The 15,510-nt window shown below is 45.0% G+C and carries 14 protein-coding genes; 3 read left to right on the top strand and 11 right to left on the bottom strand.

Translation table 11 applies throughout. The features are described 5' to 3' along the window. Positions 1-53 precede the first annotated feature (53 nt). The 9 genes from OM416_RS00695 to OM416_RS00655 all read right to left on the bottom strand — a co-directional run bounded on the left by OM416_RS00695 (position 54) and on the right by OM416_RS00655 (position 8,710). Complete coding sequence (locus tag OM416_RS00695) at positions 54-1,259, bottom strand: benzoate/H(+) symporter BenE family transporter (RefSeq protein ID WP_264926165.1); 1,206 nt, start codon at positions 1,257-1,259, stop codon at positions 54-56. A 19-nt stretch (positions 1,260-1,278) separates the two neighbouring features. Continuing rightward, entirely contained in the window at positions 1,279-2,022 is a 744-nt protein-coding gene (locus OM416_RS00690; RefSeq protein WP_264926164.1) for a YggS family pyridoxal phosphate-dependent enzyme, read from the bottom strand. Between the two features lie 326 nt (positions 2,023-2,348). After that, on the bottom strand, positions 2,349-3,281 hold the full coding sequence (rbsB, locus tag OM416_RS00685) for a ribose ABC transporter substrate-binding protein RbsB (protein WP_264926163.1): 933 nt from the start codon (positions 3,279-3,281) through the stop codon (positions 2,349-2,351). Between the two features lie 14 nt (positions 3,282-3,295). Continuing rightward, on the bottom strand, positions 3,296-4,258 hold the full coding sequence (locus OM416_RS00680) for an ABC transporter permease subunit (protein WP_413775758.1): 963 nt from the start codon (positions 4,256-4,258) through the stop codon (positions 3,296-3,298). A gap of 10 nt (positions 4,259-4,268) precedes the next feature. After that, positions 4,269-5,750: a sugar ABC transporter ATP-binding protein gene (locus tag OM416_RS00675; protein ID WP_264926162.1), complete on the bottom strand. Its 1,482-nt coding sequence runs from the start codon at positions 5,748-5,750 to the stop codon at positions 4,269-4,271. 15 nt (positions 5,751-5,765) lie between these two features. After that, positions 5,766-6,167, bottom strand: a complete 402-nt coding sequence (gene rbsD / locus OM416_RS00670) for a D-ribose pyranase (protein ID WP_264926161.1) — start codon at positions 6,165-6,167, stop codon at positions 5,766-5,768. Then, positions 6,167-7,045: a ribokinase gene (gene rbsK / locus OM416_RS00665; protein ID WP_264926160.1), complete on the bottom strand. Its 879-nt coding sequence runs from the start codon at positions 7,043-7,045 to the stop codon at positions 6,167-6,169. The genes rbsD and rbsK overlap by 1 nt, the downstream gene beginning before the upstream one ends. A 4-nt stretch (positions 7,046-7,049) precedes the next feature. Next, positions 7,050-8,027 (bottom strand): LacI family DNA-binding transcriptional regulator, encoded by a 978-nt coding sequence (locus OM416_RS00660; RefSeq protein ID WP_264926159.1) that lies wholly within the window; start codon positions 8,025-8,027, stop codon positions 7,050-7,052. A gap of 248 nt (positions 8,028-8,275) precedes the next feature. Continuing rightward, positions 8,276-8,710 (bottom strand): nuclear transport factor 2 family protein, encoded by a 435-nt coding sequence (locus OM416_RS00655; protein ID WP_264926158.1) that lies wholly within the window; start codon positions 8,708-8,710, stop codon positions 8,276-8,278. Positions 8,711-8,897: 187 nt separating this feature from the next. On the opposite strand from OM416_RS00655, the gene OM416_RS00650 reads away from it, so the two are divergent. After that, the gene (locus OM416_RS00650) at positions 8,898-9,467 is read left to right on the top strand and encodes a TetR/AcrR family transcriptional regulator (protein ID WP_264926157.1); all 570 of its coding nucleotides are present in this window, start codon (positions 8,898-8,900) and stop codon (positions 9,465-9,467) included. A 68-nt stretch (positions 9,468-9,535) separates the two neighbouring features. Here the strand turns inward: OM416_RS00650 and OM416_RS00645 are convergent, their stop codons facing one another. Further along, positions 9,536-12,718, bottom strand: a complete 3,183-nt coding sequence (locus OM416_RS00645; protein WP_264926156.1) for a sugar-binding domain-containing protein — start codon at positions 12,716-12,718, stop codon at positions 9,536-9,538. Between the two features lie 99 nt (positions 12,719-12,817). Between OM416_RS00645 and OM416_RS00640 the strand changes: the two genes are divergently transcribed. Further along, complete coding sequence (locus tag OM416_RS00640) at positions 12,818-13,690, top strand: helix-turn-helix domain-containing protein (protein ID WP_264926155.1); 873 nt, start codon at positions 12,818-12,820, stop codon at positions 13,688-13,690. Between the two features lie 96 nt (positions 13,691-13,786). Here OM416_RS00640 and OM416_RS00635 read toward each other — a convergent pair whose 3' ends face one another. Continuing rightward, positions 13,787-14,350 carry a TetR/AcrR family transcriptional regulator gene (locus OM416_RS00635; protein WP_264926153.1) on the bottom strand — a complete coding sequence of 188 codons (564 nt, stop codon included), beginning with the start codon at positions 14,348-14,350 and terminating at the stop codon, positions 13,787-13,789. Between the two features lie 188 nt (positions 14,351-14,538). Here OM416_RS00635 and OM416_RS00630 point away from each other — a divergent pair, with 188 nt between their 5' ends. Further along, on the top strand, positions 14,539-15,399 hold the full coding sequence (locus tag OM416_RS00630; RefSeq protein WP_264928751.1) for an SDR family oxidoreductase: 861 nt from the start codon (positions 14,539-14,541) through the stop codon (positions 15,397-15,399). Positions 15,400-15,510: the final 111 nt, after the last annotated feature.

Genomic DNA, 15,510 nt, shown 5'->3' with positions numbered 1-15,510 from the left:
ACGAGACTTCCGTGTGTTAGATAATCACCTTGGGCTTCCTCCCAACCTTAGGGTTATCTATTCGATCCAAATTGTTTTTTGGGAAATTTACTATACATCAGTAGATGTGCCATCATTCCTGCAAACAGTCCCCAAAATGCACCACCAACACCAAGCAAAGTCACATTCGCTGCTGTCGCCAAAAACGTAATCAATGCAGTTTCACGTCCCTTAAGGTCCGTTAATGCATTGGCAAGACTGCCACCAATGGTTCCAAGTAAGGCCAATCCCGCTAATGTTGCAATAAAGGTAGCAGGAAGAATTAAAAACAGAGCAGCCAATGTTACGCCAAAAATGCCGACAAAAATATAAAAAACACCACAAGCAATTCCTGCAATATACCGCTTTGTAGGATCCTCATGTGCATCTTTCCCTGTACAAATCGCTGCTGTAATAGCTGCCACATTAAAAGCATGTGATCCGAATGGGGCAGCAAGAAGCGAACCCAAACCTGTTACGGCCAAAATGGGATTGGCACTTGTCTTGAATCCATCATTACGCAGAACAAGCATTCCGGGCATATACTGCCCTGTCAAGGTAATAATGAACAGCGGTAGCGCAACGCCAAGTAAAGCATTTAACGAAAATGTTGGAACAACAAATACAGGCGATGCTACCGCCAATTGGATCGTACTGAAGTCTGTTTTCCCCATGCATATCAAATAAATCAAACCAATTGCCAATATGCCAACAATGGCGTAACGGGAAGTAAACCTTCTTAGCACGATATAGCCTGCAAACAGTACAATCACAAGCAAAGGATCTACCTTCGCCCCTCCAAAGGCCGAAATACCAAACTGTAGTAAAATACCAGCTAACAATCCGGAAGCGATGCCTGGGGGAATAAGTCGAACGAAACGTTCAAACATGCCTAACCAACCTAAAATAATAAATCCAACTGCTGAAATCATGTAAGCGCCAATTGCTTCCGGATAAGGGGTTACCGCTAATGCCGAAACTAGAAACGCCACACCTGGTGTAGACCAGGCTGTAATAATCGGTTCCTTATATCGATAACTGAGCCAAATTCCTGTTACTCCTACCCCAATCGAGATGGACCAAATCCAGGACGCGGTCATTTCCGGGCTTAAACCAGCCACTTTTGCAGCTTGAAAAACAAGGATAAACGTACCCCCGTAATTAACAATTACGGATATTAAAGCGGCGATCACCGGCGATATCAAATCACGGCCACGTAACGAAGGGGATGCTGTCTTCATATTTAACACTACCTCTCACTTAATCATCGATGCGTGTGTTTTCATTCCAGTAATATTCGTCCGGTAAATACCGTGGGCCAAATACGCTTGTTCCTACACGGATCATTGTGGCTCCTTCTTCAATAGCGACCTGAAAGTCACCGGACATGCCCATCGATAGAATATCCATTTCTACACGCGGAATGTTTTTCTCTTTAATCTGAGTGCGAATACGGTTTAACAGTCGAAAACAATGCCGTGTTTCTTCGTTCGTTGCATTCAGTTTTCCAATGGTCATCAACCCTTTCACGTTCAACGTTTCGAATTGAGACAACTGCTCTACCAGTTCCAATGCTGTTTCTGGAGAGGCACCAAATTTACTTTCTTCGTAGGACGTATTAATTTGCACAAGAATGTCTAAGGTCTTATTCTCTTTGAGAAGCTGGTTATGTAACGCTTGACCCAGTTTCAAACGATCTACGGAATGGATGAGCGTAACATATTTAACAACGTCCTTCACTTTATTCGTTTGCAGATGTCCGATAAAATGCCATTCCACCTGTTCGTGTTGCTGCATGAGTGGGAATTTGTCTCGGAGTTCTTGAGCTTTGTTTTCTCCGAATAGAACCTCACCTGCTTGAATCGCTACCTCTAGTTTCTCAAGCGGTACCGTTTTGGTCGCGAGCAACAACTGAATTTCCTCTATGTTGCGACCGGAAGCCTGGCAGGCCAGTGCCATTTGCTGTCTTACAGCTTGAAGATTTTCTTCTACTAGATGTTTCATGTCAGCCACCTTCTTTCTATTCCGCACAGGAATGGATAATTGAGATTAGCTCCTCCTTATGTATTGTCAAGACTGTGTAGAACGTCATGCTAGTGTATCAACAGATGGATTGGTTATACATATCCAAAATACTCTTTTAGAGCAATCCAAAACTACAAAATGGATTACAATTCAATTAGGGCATCTTTAATATGCTTTTAAAAAGTCAATAATCTGATTGATGTGATGTCCGCACGCTTCTTCTGAAATGAAAAAAGCCGCTAATTTAGCGGCTGGGTTTAGTCCTATGTTGATGTCCAAAACGAAGATACATGTTTTATGATGATTTACTCATTCACATTTTCCTTGGTTACCAGCTTCAATTCAGCGGGAATCGATGACTCCACCTGCTTGCCACTGAGCACATCCAGAGCTGCTTGCAGCGCCAGTTGGCCAATCAGTATAGGTTGCTGAGCAACCGTTGCCGTCAATTTTCCATCCTGAATGGATTTGATTGCATCATCATTGCCGTCGAATCCGATAACCGGAATGTCTTTACCCGAGCTTTGGATGGCTTCAATTGCACCAAGTGCCATCTCATCATTATGGGCAAATACCGCCTGCACATCAGGATTACCCTGAAGCAGGTTCTCCATGACATTCAATCCTTTGGACCGATCGAAATCAGCAGATTGCTTGGAAACTACATCGAGTTGCTTGTCAGCCACTTCGTGGAAGCCTTTACCCCGCTCTCTTGTTGCGGAAGCGCCAGGCACACCCTCAAGTTCAATGACTTTGGCTCCTTCACCGAGTTGTTTTACGAAGTATTCAGCTGCCATACGTCCGCCTTTTACGTTGTCCGATGCCACTAATGCCGCCACTTCACCTTTATCTGCGGAGCGATCCAACGTGATCACGGGAATGCCCACACTATTAGCGGATTGTACCGCTGTGGAAATCGCTGCAGAGTCCGCGGGGTTGATCAACAGTGCACTAACGCCTTGCTGAATGAGATCATCCACATCATTGGTTTGTTTAGCCGAATCGTTTTGCGCATCAACCACGATCACCTGTATTCCCTGTTTTTTGGCTTCAGCCATGACCCCGTCCTTCAGTGATACAAAGAATGGATTGTTCAGTGTAGATATCGACAAACCTATTTTCTTCTGTCCGTTACTTTTGTTTGGATTAGGTTTGGCCCATTCCGGTGGCTCCAGAGAGCACCCGGCTAGAACAATGATCATCAGCATACTTACGAGTGTTATCGTCCACTTTTTCATATTCGCTTCTCCCCTTATGCTGTTTTCTTGCGGTCCAGCAGGACGGCAATGGCAATGACGATGCCTTTTACAACCATTTGGTAAAATGAGTTTACTTCCAGCAAGTTCAATCCATTATTCAACACGCCGATAATCAAAACACCGATCAGTGTACCTACGATACGTCCGCGTCCTCCAGCGAGGCTTGTACCACCCAATACAACGGCTGCGATTGCATCCAGCTCATAGGATGTACCTGCGGTTGGTTGTGCTGAGTTCAAGCGCGATGTCAAAATTGCACCTGCCAAAGCAGCGAGCATACCTGTCAGTGAATAGATCATAATTTTTACGCGATTGACTTTAATCCCCGAGATAATGGAGGCTTTCTCATTACCACCAATAGCGTACGTTTTGCGACCAAAAGCCGTTTTATGCAAAACAATCCACAGAATCATGAAAGTAATCAGCATCGTAATTGCAGGTACCGGAATGCCTAGCAGGTAACCGCGCCCGAACAATTGGAACAACAGGTTATCCCCGAGTCCTGTAATTGGATTACCATTCGTGTACACCAATGTCAGTCCTCTGAATATCGTCATGGTTGCCAATGTAGCAATAAATGGCGCCATTCTGCCTTTGGTAATCATGAGTCCATTCACCATACCCATGACACCACCGAGCGCTACACCGATAATGATCGACAAGATCGGGTCCAAGCCAGACAACATCATATTCGCGACAAAAGCACTGGATAAAGCCAGGATCGAGCCGACCGACAGATCGATTCCGCCCGTCAGGATAACAAACGTCATACCGAAAGCAATCAGCGCATTAATCGAGACTTGACGCAATAAATTCAAAATATTAAGCGGTTCCAAGAAACTTGGATTCAACACCGATACGATAAGAATAAGAATGATTAAGCCGAGCAGCGGTCCTAATTTTTGTATCACGTTTGAGAAACGGAATCCGCTTTTGGCCGTTTTGTTTTCCTGCATTGTTGTCATATCACTGTCCCCCTGTGGCCAATGTCATAATGTGTTCTTGTGTGGCTACTTGCCTTGCAACCTCGCCACTGATGTGTCCTTCATGCACAACCGCGATCCGGTCGCTCATGCCAAGCACTTCAGGTAGCTCCGACGATACCATAATGATTGCAACGCCGCGGTCAGTCAGTTCATTCATCAATTCATAGATTTCGCGCTTCGCTCCGACATCCACTCCGCGCGTGGGTTCATCCAGGATAAGTACACTTGGACCGATCCCAACCCATTTCGCGATAACGACCTTCTGCTGGTTACCCCCGGAAAGATTCCTTGCTGCGGTCTCGGAGGATTGCGTTTTGATCTGGAGCCGTTTGATCAGTGTATCTACGAATTCTTGTTCTTTGGAAGCTGAGATGAAGCCTTTGCTTGAGAAACTGAACAGATTTGGCAACGCCATATTTTCGCGAATGGAGAAGTCTAATACCAGACCTTCATCCTTGCGGTCTTCAGTAATAAACCCAATTCCATGTTTCACGGCATCAGCCGGTTTACGAATGTTCGCTTTTTTGCCGCGGATGAAGATTTCACCACTATCCAACGTATCCAAACCAAAGATGGTTCTCATGATCTCTGTTCGTCCAGAACCCATGAGTCCTGAGAAACCGAGTATTTCCCCCGCTCTCACGGTGAAGTTAATATTCTCGAATAGACCTTTACTGCTTGCATTCCTTACTTCGAGAACAACTTCACCATAGGAAGGATTCCGGGCAGGGTAACGCTCCGTAAGTTCCCGACCTACCATTTTCCGGACCACTTCATCAAAGCTTGTCTGCGGAATAGCCTGCGTGTCTACCGTTCTTCCATCACGCATAATGGTAATTCGGTCACAGATCGTGAAGATCTCCTCCATTCGGTGAGAAATATACACGATGGATACGCCTTCCTTCTTCAGCGAGCTGATTACGCCGAACAGCTTCTGGATTTCGCGCTCTGTGAGTGCTGCTGTTGGTTCGTCCATAATGATGACCTTGGCATCTGTCATTAGCGCTTTGGCGATCTCGATCATCTGTTGTTGCCCGACGGAGCACTCTCCCGCAGGACGCTCCAGCGGTATGTGTACAGAAAGCTTGGCGAACTGTTCTTTGGCAAGCGCTTTCATTTGTCTTGTGTTAAGCAACCCAAAGGATGATGTCAGTTCCTTACCGATGAAGAGATTATCCAGCACCGTCATTTCAGGCCACACGTTTAGCTCCTGATGTATAAAGGTGATGCCCAGTTTCTCTGCTTCCTTCGGACTTGCAAAATAGTTTTCTTCTCCGTCTATGGTGATGGTCCCCTGATCACGCTGATGAAGACCAATCAGAATGTTCATCAGTGTGGATTTGCCGGCTCCATTCTCCCCCATCAGGGCATGAACTTCACCATCTTTTAGTTCAAAATCCACTCCGCTCAGTACTTGATTGGTGCCGAATGCTTTATGAATGTCTTGCATCTGAATGTGCATTACGCAACCTCCTTCTTAACCGAAATGGACTCCCGATTGTAAAATGCAATTGGCATAAGGTGTGGCTTCACCTGTGCGGATGACCGCCTTCACCTGCCGGGTTAACGCTTTGAATTGTTCGTGGCTGACGGAAGCATCGATGGCTTCTACCCCGAATTTCTCCGTGATGTATTGCATGGCTACGGGATTGCCTTCGTGAATCTCTTCGGCCACAATGACTTTCTCAATGACCATATCTTCTGCGATCACTTCCACCACTTCCCGAAAACTCGGTGTTCCCAGTTTGAGGGCCAGATCGATTTTGAGTACACCTTCTGGTACGGGTAGACCTGCATCCGCAATCGCAATCATGTCCGTATGACCCAGATCAGACAGAATCTTGGAAATGTGACTATTCAGCATGCCATTTCTTTTCATTACAAGCTCTCCTCTACTTCATCACGCGTCGGCATGCCGCCCTGCGCTCCGAACTTGGTGACGGACAACGATGCAGCCCGATTGGCGAATCGTATACTCTCTTGCAGCGGTTTGCCTTCTGCCAAAGCGACTGCAAATGCGGCGTTGAACGTATCCCCCGCCCCAGTAGTATCGACAGCCTCGACCTTGTACGTTGGGACCAGAATTTCCTCAGCTCCATCAAAATAACGAACGCCTTTACTGCCCTCCGTGATGAACAACTTGTTAGGATACTTACGCAATGCCTGTGCCGGACTCATGCCCTGAAACAAAATCTCAGCTTCATGCTCGTTCGGCGTGATATATGCAGCATTGTTGATAACTTCTTGAGGCAATGTTCTTGCAGGAGCGGGATTAAGTAGTAAAGGTGTTCCGTATTCAGCACATCGTGCACTCACATGCACAACCGTTTCCTCCGGAATTTCCTGCTGAATGAGTACGATATCTGCATCGCGGATCACTTCAGCTGCTTCATCGACATAGGCAGGAGTGACTTCGCGATTCGCCGCTTCAACCACTACGATACTATTATCACCTTCCGCCAGAATGATATGAGCCGTTCCACTTTCTAAATGTGTAACCGGTTTCACATTTTGCGTATTTACAGCATTTGCTCTAAAGTTCTCTAAAATATCTTTGCCAAAAGCATCGTCGCCTACCCGGCCGATCATCGCAACCTTGGCACCCAATCGTGCAGCGGCGACAGCCTGATTGGCTCCTTTGCCACCAGGAACCGTTTTGAAGCTATCGCCAAGAACGGTTTCACCCGCTCCCGGCCGTCTTGCAGAAGTAACAACCAGATCCATCGAACTGCTTCCAATTACGCATATTTTAGCCATCTGATCACACCTTTCTCGTTGTGCCCCGTTCGATGAAGCTGACGGGCAACTGTATGTTTTTGTTCTCTACTGCAGCTTGTTCCACAAGCTGGATAAGTAATCCCGCTGCTTCTCTTCCCATCTCGTATGCTGGCTGGCGGATGGTGGACAATGCCGGTGACAACAGGCTGCTCATCGGAATATCATCGAAACCAATCACTTGTACATCATCAGGAACCTTTCTTCCGATTCGTGATGCCTCATGCAGTACGGCCATGGCTGCGATGTCATTGCTGGCAATAACTCCGTCTGTGTCAGCATATTTCTTGAATAACTCTTCAGCCCATACACCTGCCTCGTTAATCGAAAATGAGGTCGTTTGAATGACGTGATAGTCTAGCCCTGCATCACGGATGATTTCAATCGCTCCTTCGAAGCGATCCTGCGCAGGTCTGATCTGTGACGGTCCTTGCATAACCGTGATCCGGCGACTGCCGCGGTTGATGATCTCCCTTGCAGCTAGTCTTCCACCTTCCCTGCCATCCGCATACACGGATGGACGATCCAGTGAAGTTCTGTCCAGGAACACGACGGGAATCTTCAGTTTTTCATATATTGAAGAATGAGGGTAGTTCGTTGAAGAGATCACACCGACCACGTTGTTCTGGATAAACGTCTGGATGTAATCCTGCTCCTTCCTTTCATCCTCATCACTATTTCCGAATATCAGTCTGTAATCCTGCTCTTGCATCCGGTCCTCTACGCCGCGGGCCAACTGCGGGAAGTAAGGGTTCGTAATATCCGGCAACAACAGGCCAATCAGTTTGGACTTGCGCTTATATAATGAGCGAGCCACTTCATTTGGCGAAAAGTTAAGCGCCTTCACAGCATCTTCGACTTTCTTGCGTGTATCCGCATGTACATAACCTCTATCATTAATGACCCTGGATACGGTGGCTACAGATACGCCAGCCAGCTGAGCTACGTCTTTAATTGTTGTCATAAGTTGCTCTCCTCTATGTGTAACCGGTTACAGACATTAAATTATCATATTCTTTTCGGTTTGACAAGCGTTTTCATTCTGGAAATTTCTCCAAGTCCATTGGAAAGTGCACTGCGATATACGCAAATTCCAGCCATACTGCCTGTTCGACGACCAAAATAGCATGCTGTAAAACACAAAAAATGACGAGAGCGTCAGATAACACTCTCGTCGTTTCTTTAACCATTATTTTACTTATCTCATTATGCTTACAGTGGTCTTGCTTCGATGATGATATATTGTGAAGTACGCTCCTGTATCAACCACTTTTCGCCCTGGCGGACATAAACATCATGATATTGAACACTATAATCCGTGAGAATTTCTTTGCCATCTTCGTCCCTAACCATTTTGATCTGAGAAAATACAACGCCTGTTGCAGTATCACCTTCCACGTTAACTACATGCTGTGCGTTCGTGGTGAAATAGCGTTTCACCAGCGCCACATGACCGTTGAACTCTTCTTCCAGCTGCTTGGTTCCGGTTACTTCGGACATCAGTTGATCACCAAAATATACTTTGAACCGTGTATCCGGTGTGAATAAGAGCATCTGATCTGCAATTTTTTTGGCATCGGTTAATGTAGCATACGAGTCCACCAAATCTCTCAATTCGGATTTTGCTTGTAAAATTTCCAGTGACATATACTAGTCCTCCTTGATGTATCGTCTGAGCCATAGCATTTTTTAATCCAACATTTGTTGAATAAGTATGACTTATTGATTATTATAAGGAGTACAAAAATAACTACAATCGTTAATCTGGCGCTTTTTGTTCGATATCCAACGTTCAATCACAAAGTGTTAGATATCTCGGGGTGGAGGTTACCAAGTGCACATTAAAATCGATCGAAGAGTGGTCAAAACGAAGCAAGCGATCTTCCAGTCCTTTATTTCTCTCATTGCTGAGAAACATTTTGAGGACATTACAATCAACGAGATTGCTGATCGAGCTAACATCAATCGGGGGACGGTATACTTTCATTACAGTGATAAGTATGATCTGTTGAACAAGTGCATTGAAGAAAACTTAAACAAAATGATATCCGCAACCACGACTACGAATGCGAATGGCGAAACGGTTGATCTCATTCAATCCTCATTTCTACCTGTAATTCGATATTTCGAAGAGCATCATCGTTTTTACGCTTCCATGCTCTCTAACAAAGGAATTCCTGCATTTCGTGAACAGATGTTGGAACTCGTGACAACACACATAAGGATTAACATCAATATGGATGGTGACAATAGCCACTATAACCAAGAATTTATCACTCAGTTTATGGCATCAGCCTTTGTCGGCATCATTGAATGGTGGATTATGAATGATATGCCTCAGTCATCGGAAGATGTGGCGGAACAATTATGGGGGCTTTTAAAAAGAAATCAAGTCATTAACTAGGGCTTGCATGAAGAAAAATAACGTCACTTGAGGGTAACGTTATTTTCCTTCAATTCATATTACTTGGATCAGCTGCCATACACTTCAAATGCACGATGTCCTGCCCTAACTCCCTTCGGTAACCCATTATATACGATTCTTACATACCTGCCCTTTGCTTCAAACTGATCCATCCGTGTCTGTTCATGTGACGTCTGCCCAGTCTGGTTAGCGACCACACACCATTCGATTGCATCGCTTGAAACCTGAATCACATATAAGAAGTTACCTTGCTCGTGAAATCTTACTTTGCTTCCTGTGATGGAACGTTCCTGTAACAAATCTACCTGCCACCAGTGGCCTGGATGATCGTCTTGTGCCTGCCAGTACGTTTCATCGACGCCATCGTTTCCGTTCGTGGCATCATTGCCATCGTTCATGCTATCGCTCGATGCTAACTTCCCGCAGGCAAGCTCATGTTCCGAATTGCATAGATCAGCAGTTCCTGTCATGGCAGGCTGCTCATTTTTCTCAAGCAATTGGCGAAGCTCATTCAACTCCATCGATACTTTGGGGGCAAAAGAATCTGAGGACATATAGTCGATTAAGCTTCTACGAAGCTGCGCTGCGACAGGTCGACTGTTCATATCATTCTCGATATCGATTCCACAGATGATCAGTTTTCCTTTTCCAACGGTATATTCCGCAAGATTCATCAGTTTTCGGTTATGAACAAAGTTGGGTATGACCTGAACAATCGGGTTAAATGCAATATTATCGTTCACCACAAGAGTTACGGATCGCTCCAGCAGGTCCTTCCATGGATATTCCGCGTACTCCCTGGTCGGGAAGTCGCTCAAGGCTGGATGTTCAGAATGCACAATGATGCCACATGGAGCTTCAGTTGCAAAATGTGCCGGACTCCAAAATACTGGATAGAACTTCCCTGGGGTCGTATTTCTTAAGTCACTTTCCTTCGCCAGAAATAAAACGGTCCCTCCCTCTTCAAGGGTTTGCTCCATTCCTTCGTCTAGACTATGTTTTACCATTATGTCCTGAGGAAGTTCCTGATCCTTCCCGCTGCATTCGTATACCCAGAACGGCCATTCATTTCGTATTTCGCTACCCTCCAGTTCCAAAGATATCGTCAGTCTGTCGCTTTTCTGTATTCGATCTGGTGCGTCTGAAACCAAACGACCTAACGGTTGACCTGATCCAAAAGGAATCGTATCTGTAAGCAGAGAACCTGAATCGAGCGTGCGGCCCTGCCCATCTGCAATTGTCCACTGGATGGAGGACGGGGGCAGTTCTTTTACTCCAAAATGGGCAATGTTGATCTCCGCCACGTACAGTTCTGTATTCGTATAGATCCGTTTCGGCATGCGAAGCAACAGTACCGTTGGCCCGCAAAACTCTCGGAATTGTTGAGGTTCGATCAAGCCCTTCGATTCCCAAAATGCATTAAGCAGACCCACGGTTGCGGTGCTCTGACCAGGGAAATCATGCAAATCCAGCAACTGAAATCCTCCAAGACTTGGCGTGCGCAGAGCGGCTTCTATCTCATCGCGATATAATTGCAACGCCAACATGCCTGAACCGTGGACGAATGAACGAAGATCACCAAGTAAACCTCTTTTCTTCATATCTGAATGGATGACCTCCAGATTAACCGGACGCAATGCTCCGCTATACTTCTCCATCTCTTGTACATCCGGGTAGACAGCATACTGTCCCACTTCATGTGAAATAACAGGTACTGGTCGATTGGCTACGGCGTCTCGGAAGTCTAGCTGAGTGGACAATGCTAATTCTTCCGGGAAATATTGTCCGCGAACACCAATACCATCAACCGATTGGGCAATAAACAGATCATCTGCTGGATCAAGCTGCCGATCCCAGTTGGTGGTGAGCGTGTATAAACGCCTGTCATCGAACGATTTCAAGTCGTCTACCATCCGGTGCAACAGGTCGAAGTCTCCATTCAATTCATTGCCGTTACTGTAGATACAAAAAGAAGGATGATTCCCGTAGACATGAGCAATTCGGCGAGCCTCCTGAGGCAAGTACGTGTAGTGCTCTGAATGCGTCCCTACTGCCATATTCCACGTATCCATCCACATGGGAGACTCGACTTGCAGGTAAACCCCCAATAGATCAGCAGCTTCGAATGCAGCTTCAGGTGGACACCAAGAGTGAAAACGGATATGGTTCAATCCATAGTTCTTAGCTGCCTGAAACAACTTGAGCCAAGATTCAATGCCCATCGGCGGATGACCTGTATGCGGAAAGATGCAACACTCCAAGGTTCCTCGCAAAAAGACAGGCCTTCCATTCATCTGCAATTCTCTATCCTTGCGATGAAAGTATCGCAACCCAAATGTCCTATTTTCTGAGATACGAATCGGTTCGCGTGCATCCAATACTACTTGTGCTTCTATCCTCAACTCATAGATATTGGGATTGAACTCGTCCCATAACAAGGGATTTTCACCCATATCTACTTTCCATTCAAAGTTCTCGGAGGATGAGGCGGAGACATGCATGCTTTTTTCTATCTCAGGAACCACATGCGGTGCTACGCCCTGTTTGATATGTGCGGATATTTGCAAATTGGCATGAGCTTCAGTATCGGTTTTATTATGACATGTACCCTTCACTACAACGGAGCGCAGATCCGGCTCTGGGAAGACCTGTATATTATTGACCCAGAACGGCTCTGAAATATGTAGCTCCATCCGGCCTATAATTCCATTCCAGATCGTCTGCGTCTCTTCTGTATAAGCGCTCGAATGATTGCCCAGATTCTGAACATCCCGATTATCAATCCGAAGGGTGAGCCGGTTGACCTTTCCAGGTTGAATGAATGTACTCACGTCATATTCATGAGCAACGGATAAATGATCTTGCTGCCCGGCAAGTTGACCGTTCACCCATAAGGTGGATTGAAACATGATCCGCTCAAGATAGATGACAAACCGTTTTTCAACTCTCTCAGCAGGCACATCGATTTCGTATTCGTACCATGCTGAACCAATATAAGAATGACGTTGCCGTAGAGAACGAACCGACTCCCGATCAATCTCATCGCTCCATTCTGTTGCGTCTCCAATGCCGTTGACAGTCAGCGTACCAGGGAGTGTTACCAGACTCTTCGATTGGGAAATGAACGACTCGTACCATTGTTCGGTTTCGCCGATATCCCGGGGATCCAGTACGTATTTCCACTTCCCCGCAAGTTGAAGTATTCTCTTGTCATGTTGTTGATATGACATGCGGTTCACCTCTTACCTTCACTAAAATAGAACGCTTTCATTTCGAGTTATTCTCGTATATTATTTTAGAATATGTAGTGAAGCGAAAGGAATGAGGATATGGCTAACAAACCAGACGATCCTGCTATGTTTGCAGCAAGACAACAATACACACATCCTCCGGGGATTCTGGTGTCCGACCACTATATTCAGCCCTACGGTTACTCCTGTTATCGTGCACAGGGAACCAAGGATTGGCTAATCATATATACTTTATCGGGAAAAGGACGTATTCATAACGGAGCCAGTGGATACCTGAGCTGTACAGCTGGAATGTTGACCCTTGTCTCTCCTGGAACCGCGCAAGACTATTTCACCGAGCAAGGACATGTATGGGATAAAATGTGGGCTCACTTCATTCCACGTCTACCTTGGATGGATTGGATACCTTCCAGCAATACAGATGGTCCGATCTTTCAACTCCATATCGATAAGGAAAGCTCCCGGAGAGCCATTGAATCTGCTTTTAACAGAGTAATCTCCTACAGATTATACGAGGATTCCATGTTGAGGGATGAACTAACATTGAATGCACTGGAAGAGGTCATCTTGTTGGTTGCCAGTCAGAATCAATCGAAGAAGGAATTGGATTCACGCGTTCAGGAAGTACTGAACATTATTTCTCAGGATTACATGGATCATATTCTTATCGAAGATTTGGGCAAAAAGGTGTGTTTATCCTCTTCCCGTCTGTCTCATTTGTTCAAAGAACAAGTGGGAGATTCCATAATGGAAACATTAATGAAACATCGCTTGAAACAAGCCGAACCATTGCTTCAATATACCATGCGGCCGATTACCGAGATTGCTCTGGCAGTTGGCTTCCATTCACCCGACTATTTCTCCAGGCAATTCTCCAGCCACTTTGGAGTCTCCCCATCGAACTATCGGAAGAAATATAGGGAAGCTTCGTATATGGAATTCATTCCATAAAGTACAATTAACAGATAAAAAAACAGGCTGTTGAGGAAATCTCAACAGCCTTTTAACGTATTCTCAGTACCTATATTGCTCTTGATTTAGGAAAATTCAAGCATATTGTTCTACATTCAATAGCGTATTAAACGTATCTTTCATTAGATCTTCCGATGGCAGATCACCATTCTTAACGAACTTCATTGACATGCCATATAAGCTCCAACTAAGCATAATGCTATGCAATTCTAACTTGTCCGTTGGCCATGTTGAATGCTGTTGCTTCAGCAATTTTTTAAATGCCCTGCCCATCGTTTCCTTTACAGCCGTTTCAATTTTAGGCGTAAATGCATCATAACTTCGTGAACACTGATTAGCCAGCCCACTTTGAAAAGTGATTAAACTAATGAATATATCATATAAGACCTTTGGTGTTAAAGCTTCATGCGAAGTCACATCTTTTAAAACTTCCCGCAATATATCTTCACTTAACACGGTTTCCATCAGGTCATATTTATCAAAGAAATGGTAGTAAAACGTCGCTCGATTAATGGTCGCTTTTTGCGTGATATCCTTAATCGTAATATCCTTGAAATCCTTCTCTATAACCAATGCCATAAATGCATCCATAATCAGTTTTCGTGTTCTGATGAACCGTGGGTCTAACGTTTTTTCCACGTAATCCCCTCCTATTTTTTCAACAGTTGTGATGAAATGTCGTATATACGATCATTTGCAGTTATTGATGATTGTTCAATGCTAACAAGCCATATAGACTTTGATTATACAACAAGTGTTGTATACCCGAAAGTCGAAATTAGCGACGGACAATCAAGGGTAATCAAGTCCACATTGGAGGAAAAATGATGAAAATTTTAGTAACGGGTGCATCCGGTCATTTGGGATCAAAGATTGTAGAATATTTAGCGGAGAGCGTTCCGACTTCAGATATTATTGCAGGTGTACGTGACACTCAATCGGAGAAAGCACAAGCATTTGCAGTACAAGGTATTGAGGTTCGCGAAACGGACTTCGAACAAAAAGATACGTTAGTCAAAGCATTCCAAGGCATAGATCGTGTATTTATCGTTTCAACATTCGGCGATATTGAATCTTCTATTCGTCAGCAGACCCATGCTGTTGAGGCGGCAAAAGAAACTGGCGTTACACAAATGGTATATTCGAGTGCCCCACGTGCGGATGTGAGTGATTTCTTCTTGGCGGGTATTCACCGTGTACGTGAAGAGATCATTAAAGAATCGGGTATTCCGTACGTATTTGTCCGTAATAACTGGTATGTTGAGAATGATTTAGCGACGATTCAGCAATGCTTAGATGGTGCTCCTTGGGTTACTTCTGCGGGGGAAGGTAAAGTTGGTTGGGTATACCGTCCGGATCTGGCTGAAGTAACAGCAAACATACTCACGGGAGAAAATCACGATAATAAAGTTTACGAATTGTCCGGCGAAAACTTAACCCAGCAGCAATTCGTGGATGCAATTAACGAAGTTACGGGTAAAAGTATTCCTCTATTAGCTGTGGATGATGCTTCTTACAGTGATATGTTAAAAGATGCGAATGTACCCAATGACGCTGCCACATTACTGGTAATGATTCAAAAGGGAATTCGCGAGGGCGGACTGGAGAACGCTCATTCCGATTTTGAGATGCTCCTTGGTCGCAAACCAACTTCCGTCAAGGAAACATTAAAACTATTATTGAGTTAACGCTTAGGAATTCTATCCCTCGTCTTACTCATCATTCTTTTATAAGTAGTAAGCAAGAAAAGCCCTACCGATCTCGGTAAGGCTTTTCTTGACTTCCCTATCATTACAGAA

Origin of the sequence: Paenibacillus sp. LS1, assembly GCF_026013365.1 — a bacterium.
Classification (GTDB): Bacteria; Bacillota; Bacilli; order Paenibacillales; family Paenibacillaceae; genus Paenibacillus.
The sequence above is the reverse complement of the archived record's forward strand: the minus strand, read 5'-3'. Positions and strand labels throughout refer to the sequence as shown.

Bases quoted from the DNA above. Each gene is read 5' to 3' on its own strand.
- rbsB (WP_264926163.1), bottom strand. From the start codon at position 3,281: ATGAAAAAGTGGACGATAACACTCGTAAGTATGCTGATGATCATTGTT.
- OM416_RS00640 (WP_264926155.1), top strand. From the start codon at position 12,818: ATGGCTAACAAACCAGACGATCCTGCTATGTTTGCAGCAAGACAACAA.
- OM416_RS00675 (WP_264926162.1), bottom strand. From the start codon at position 5,750: ATGCACATTCAGATGCAAGACATTCATAAAGCATTCGGCACCAATCAA.
- rbsK (WP_264926160.1), bottom strand. From the start codon at position 7,045: ATGGCTAAAATATGCGTAATTGGAAGCAGTTCGATGGATCTGGTTGTT.
- OM416_RS00630 (WP_264928751.1), top strand. From the start codon at position 14,539: ATGAAAATTTTAGTAACGGGTGCATCCGGTCATTTGGGATCAAAGATT.
- rbsD (WP_264926161.1), bottom strand. From the start codon at position 6,167: ATGAAAAGAAATGGCATGCTGAATAGTCACATTTCCAAGATTCTGTCT.
- OM416_RS00690 (WP_264926164.1), bottom strand. From the start codon at position 2,022: ATGAAACATCTAGTAGAAGAAAATCTTCAAGCTGTAAGACAGCAAATG.
- OM416_RS00655 (WP_264926158.1), bottom strand. From the start codon at position 8,710: ATGTCACTGGAAATTTTACAAGCAAAATCCGAATTGAGAGATTTGGTG.
- OM416_RS00645 (WP_264926156.1), bottom strand. From the start codon at position 12,718: ATGTCATATCAACAACATGACAAGAGAATACTTCAACTTGCGGGGAAG.
- OM416_RS00660 (WP_264926159.1), bottom strand. From the start codon at position 8,027: ATGACAACAATTAAAGACGTAGCTCAGCTGGCTGGCGTATCTGTAGCC.
- OM416_RS00680 (WP_413775758.1), bottom strand. From the start codon at position 4,258: ATGCAGGAAAACAAAACGGCCAAAAGCGGATTCCGTTTCTCAAACGTG.
- OM416_RS00695 (WP_264926165.1), bottom strand. From the start codon at position 1,259: ATGAAGACAGCATCCCCTTCGTTACGTGGCCGTGATTTGATATCGCCG.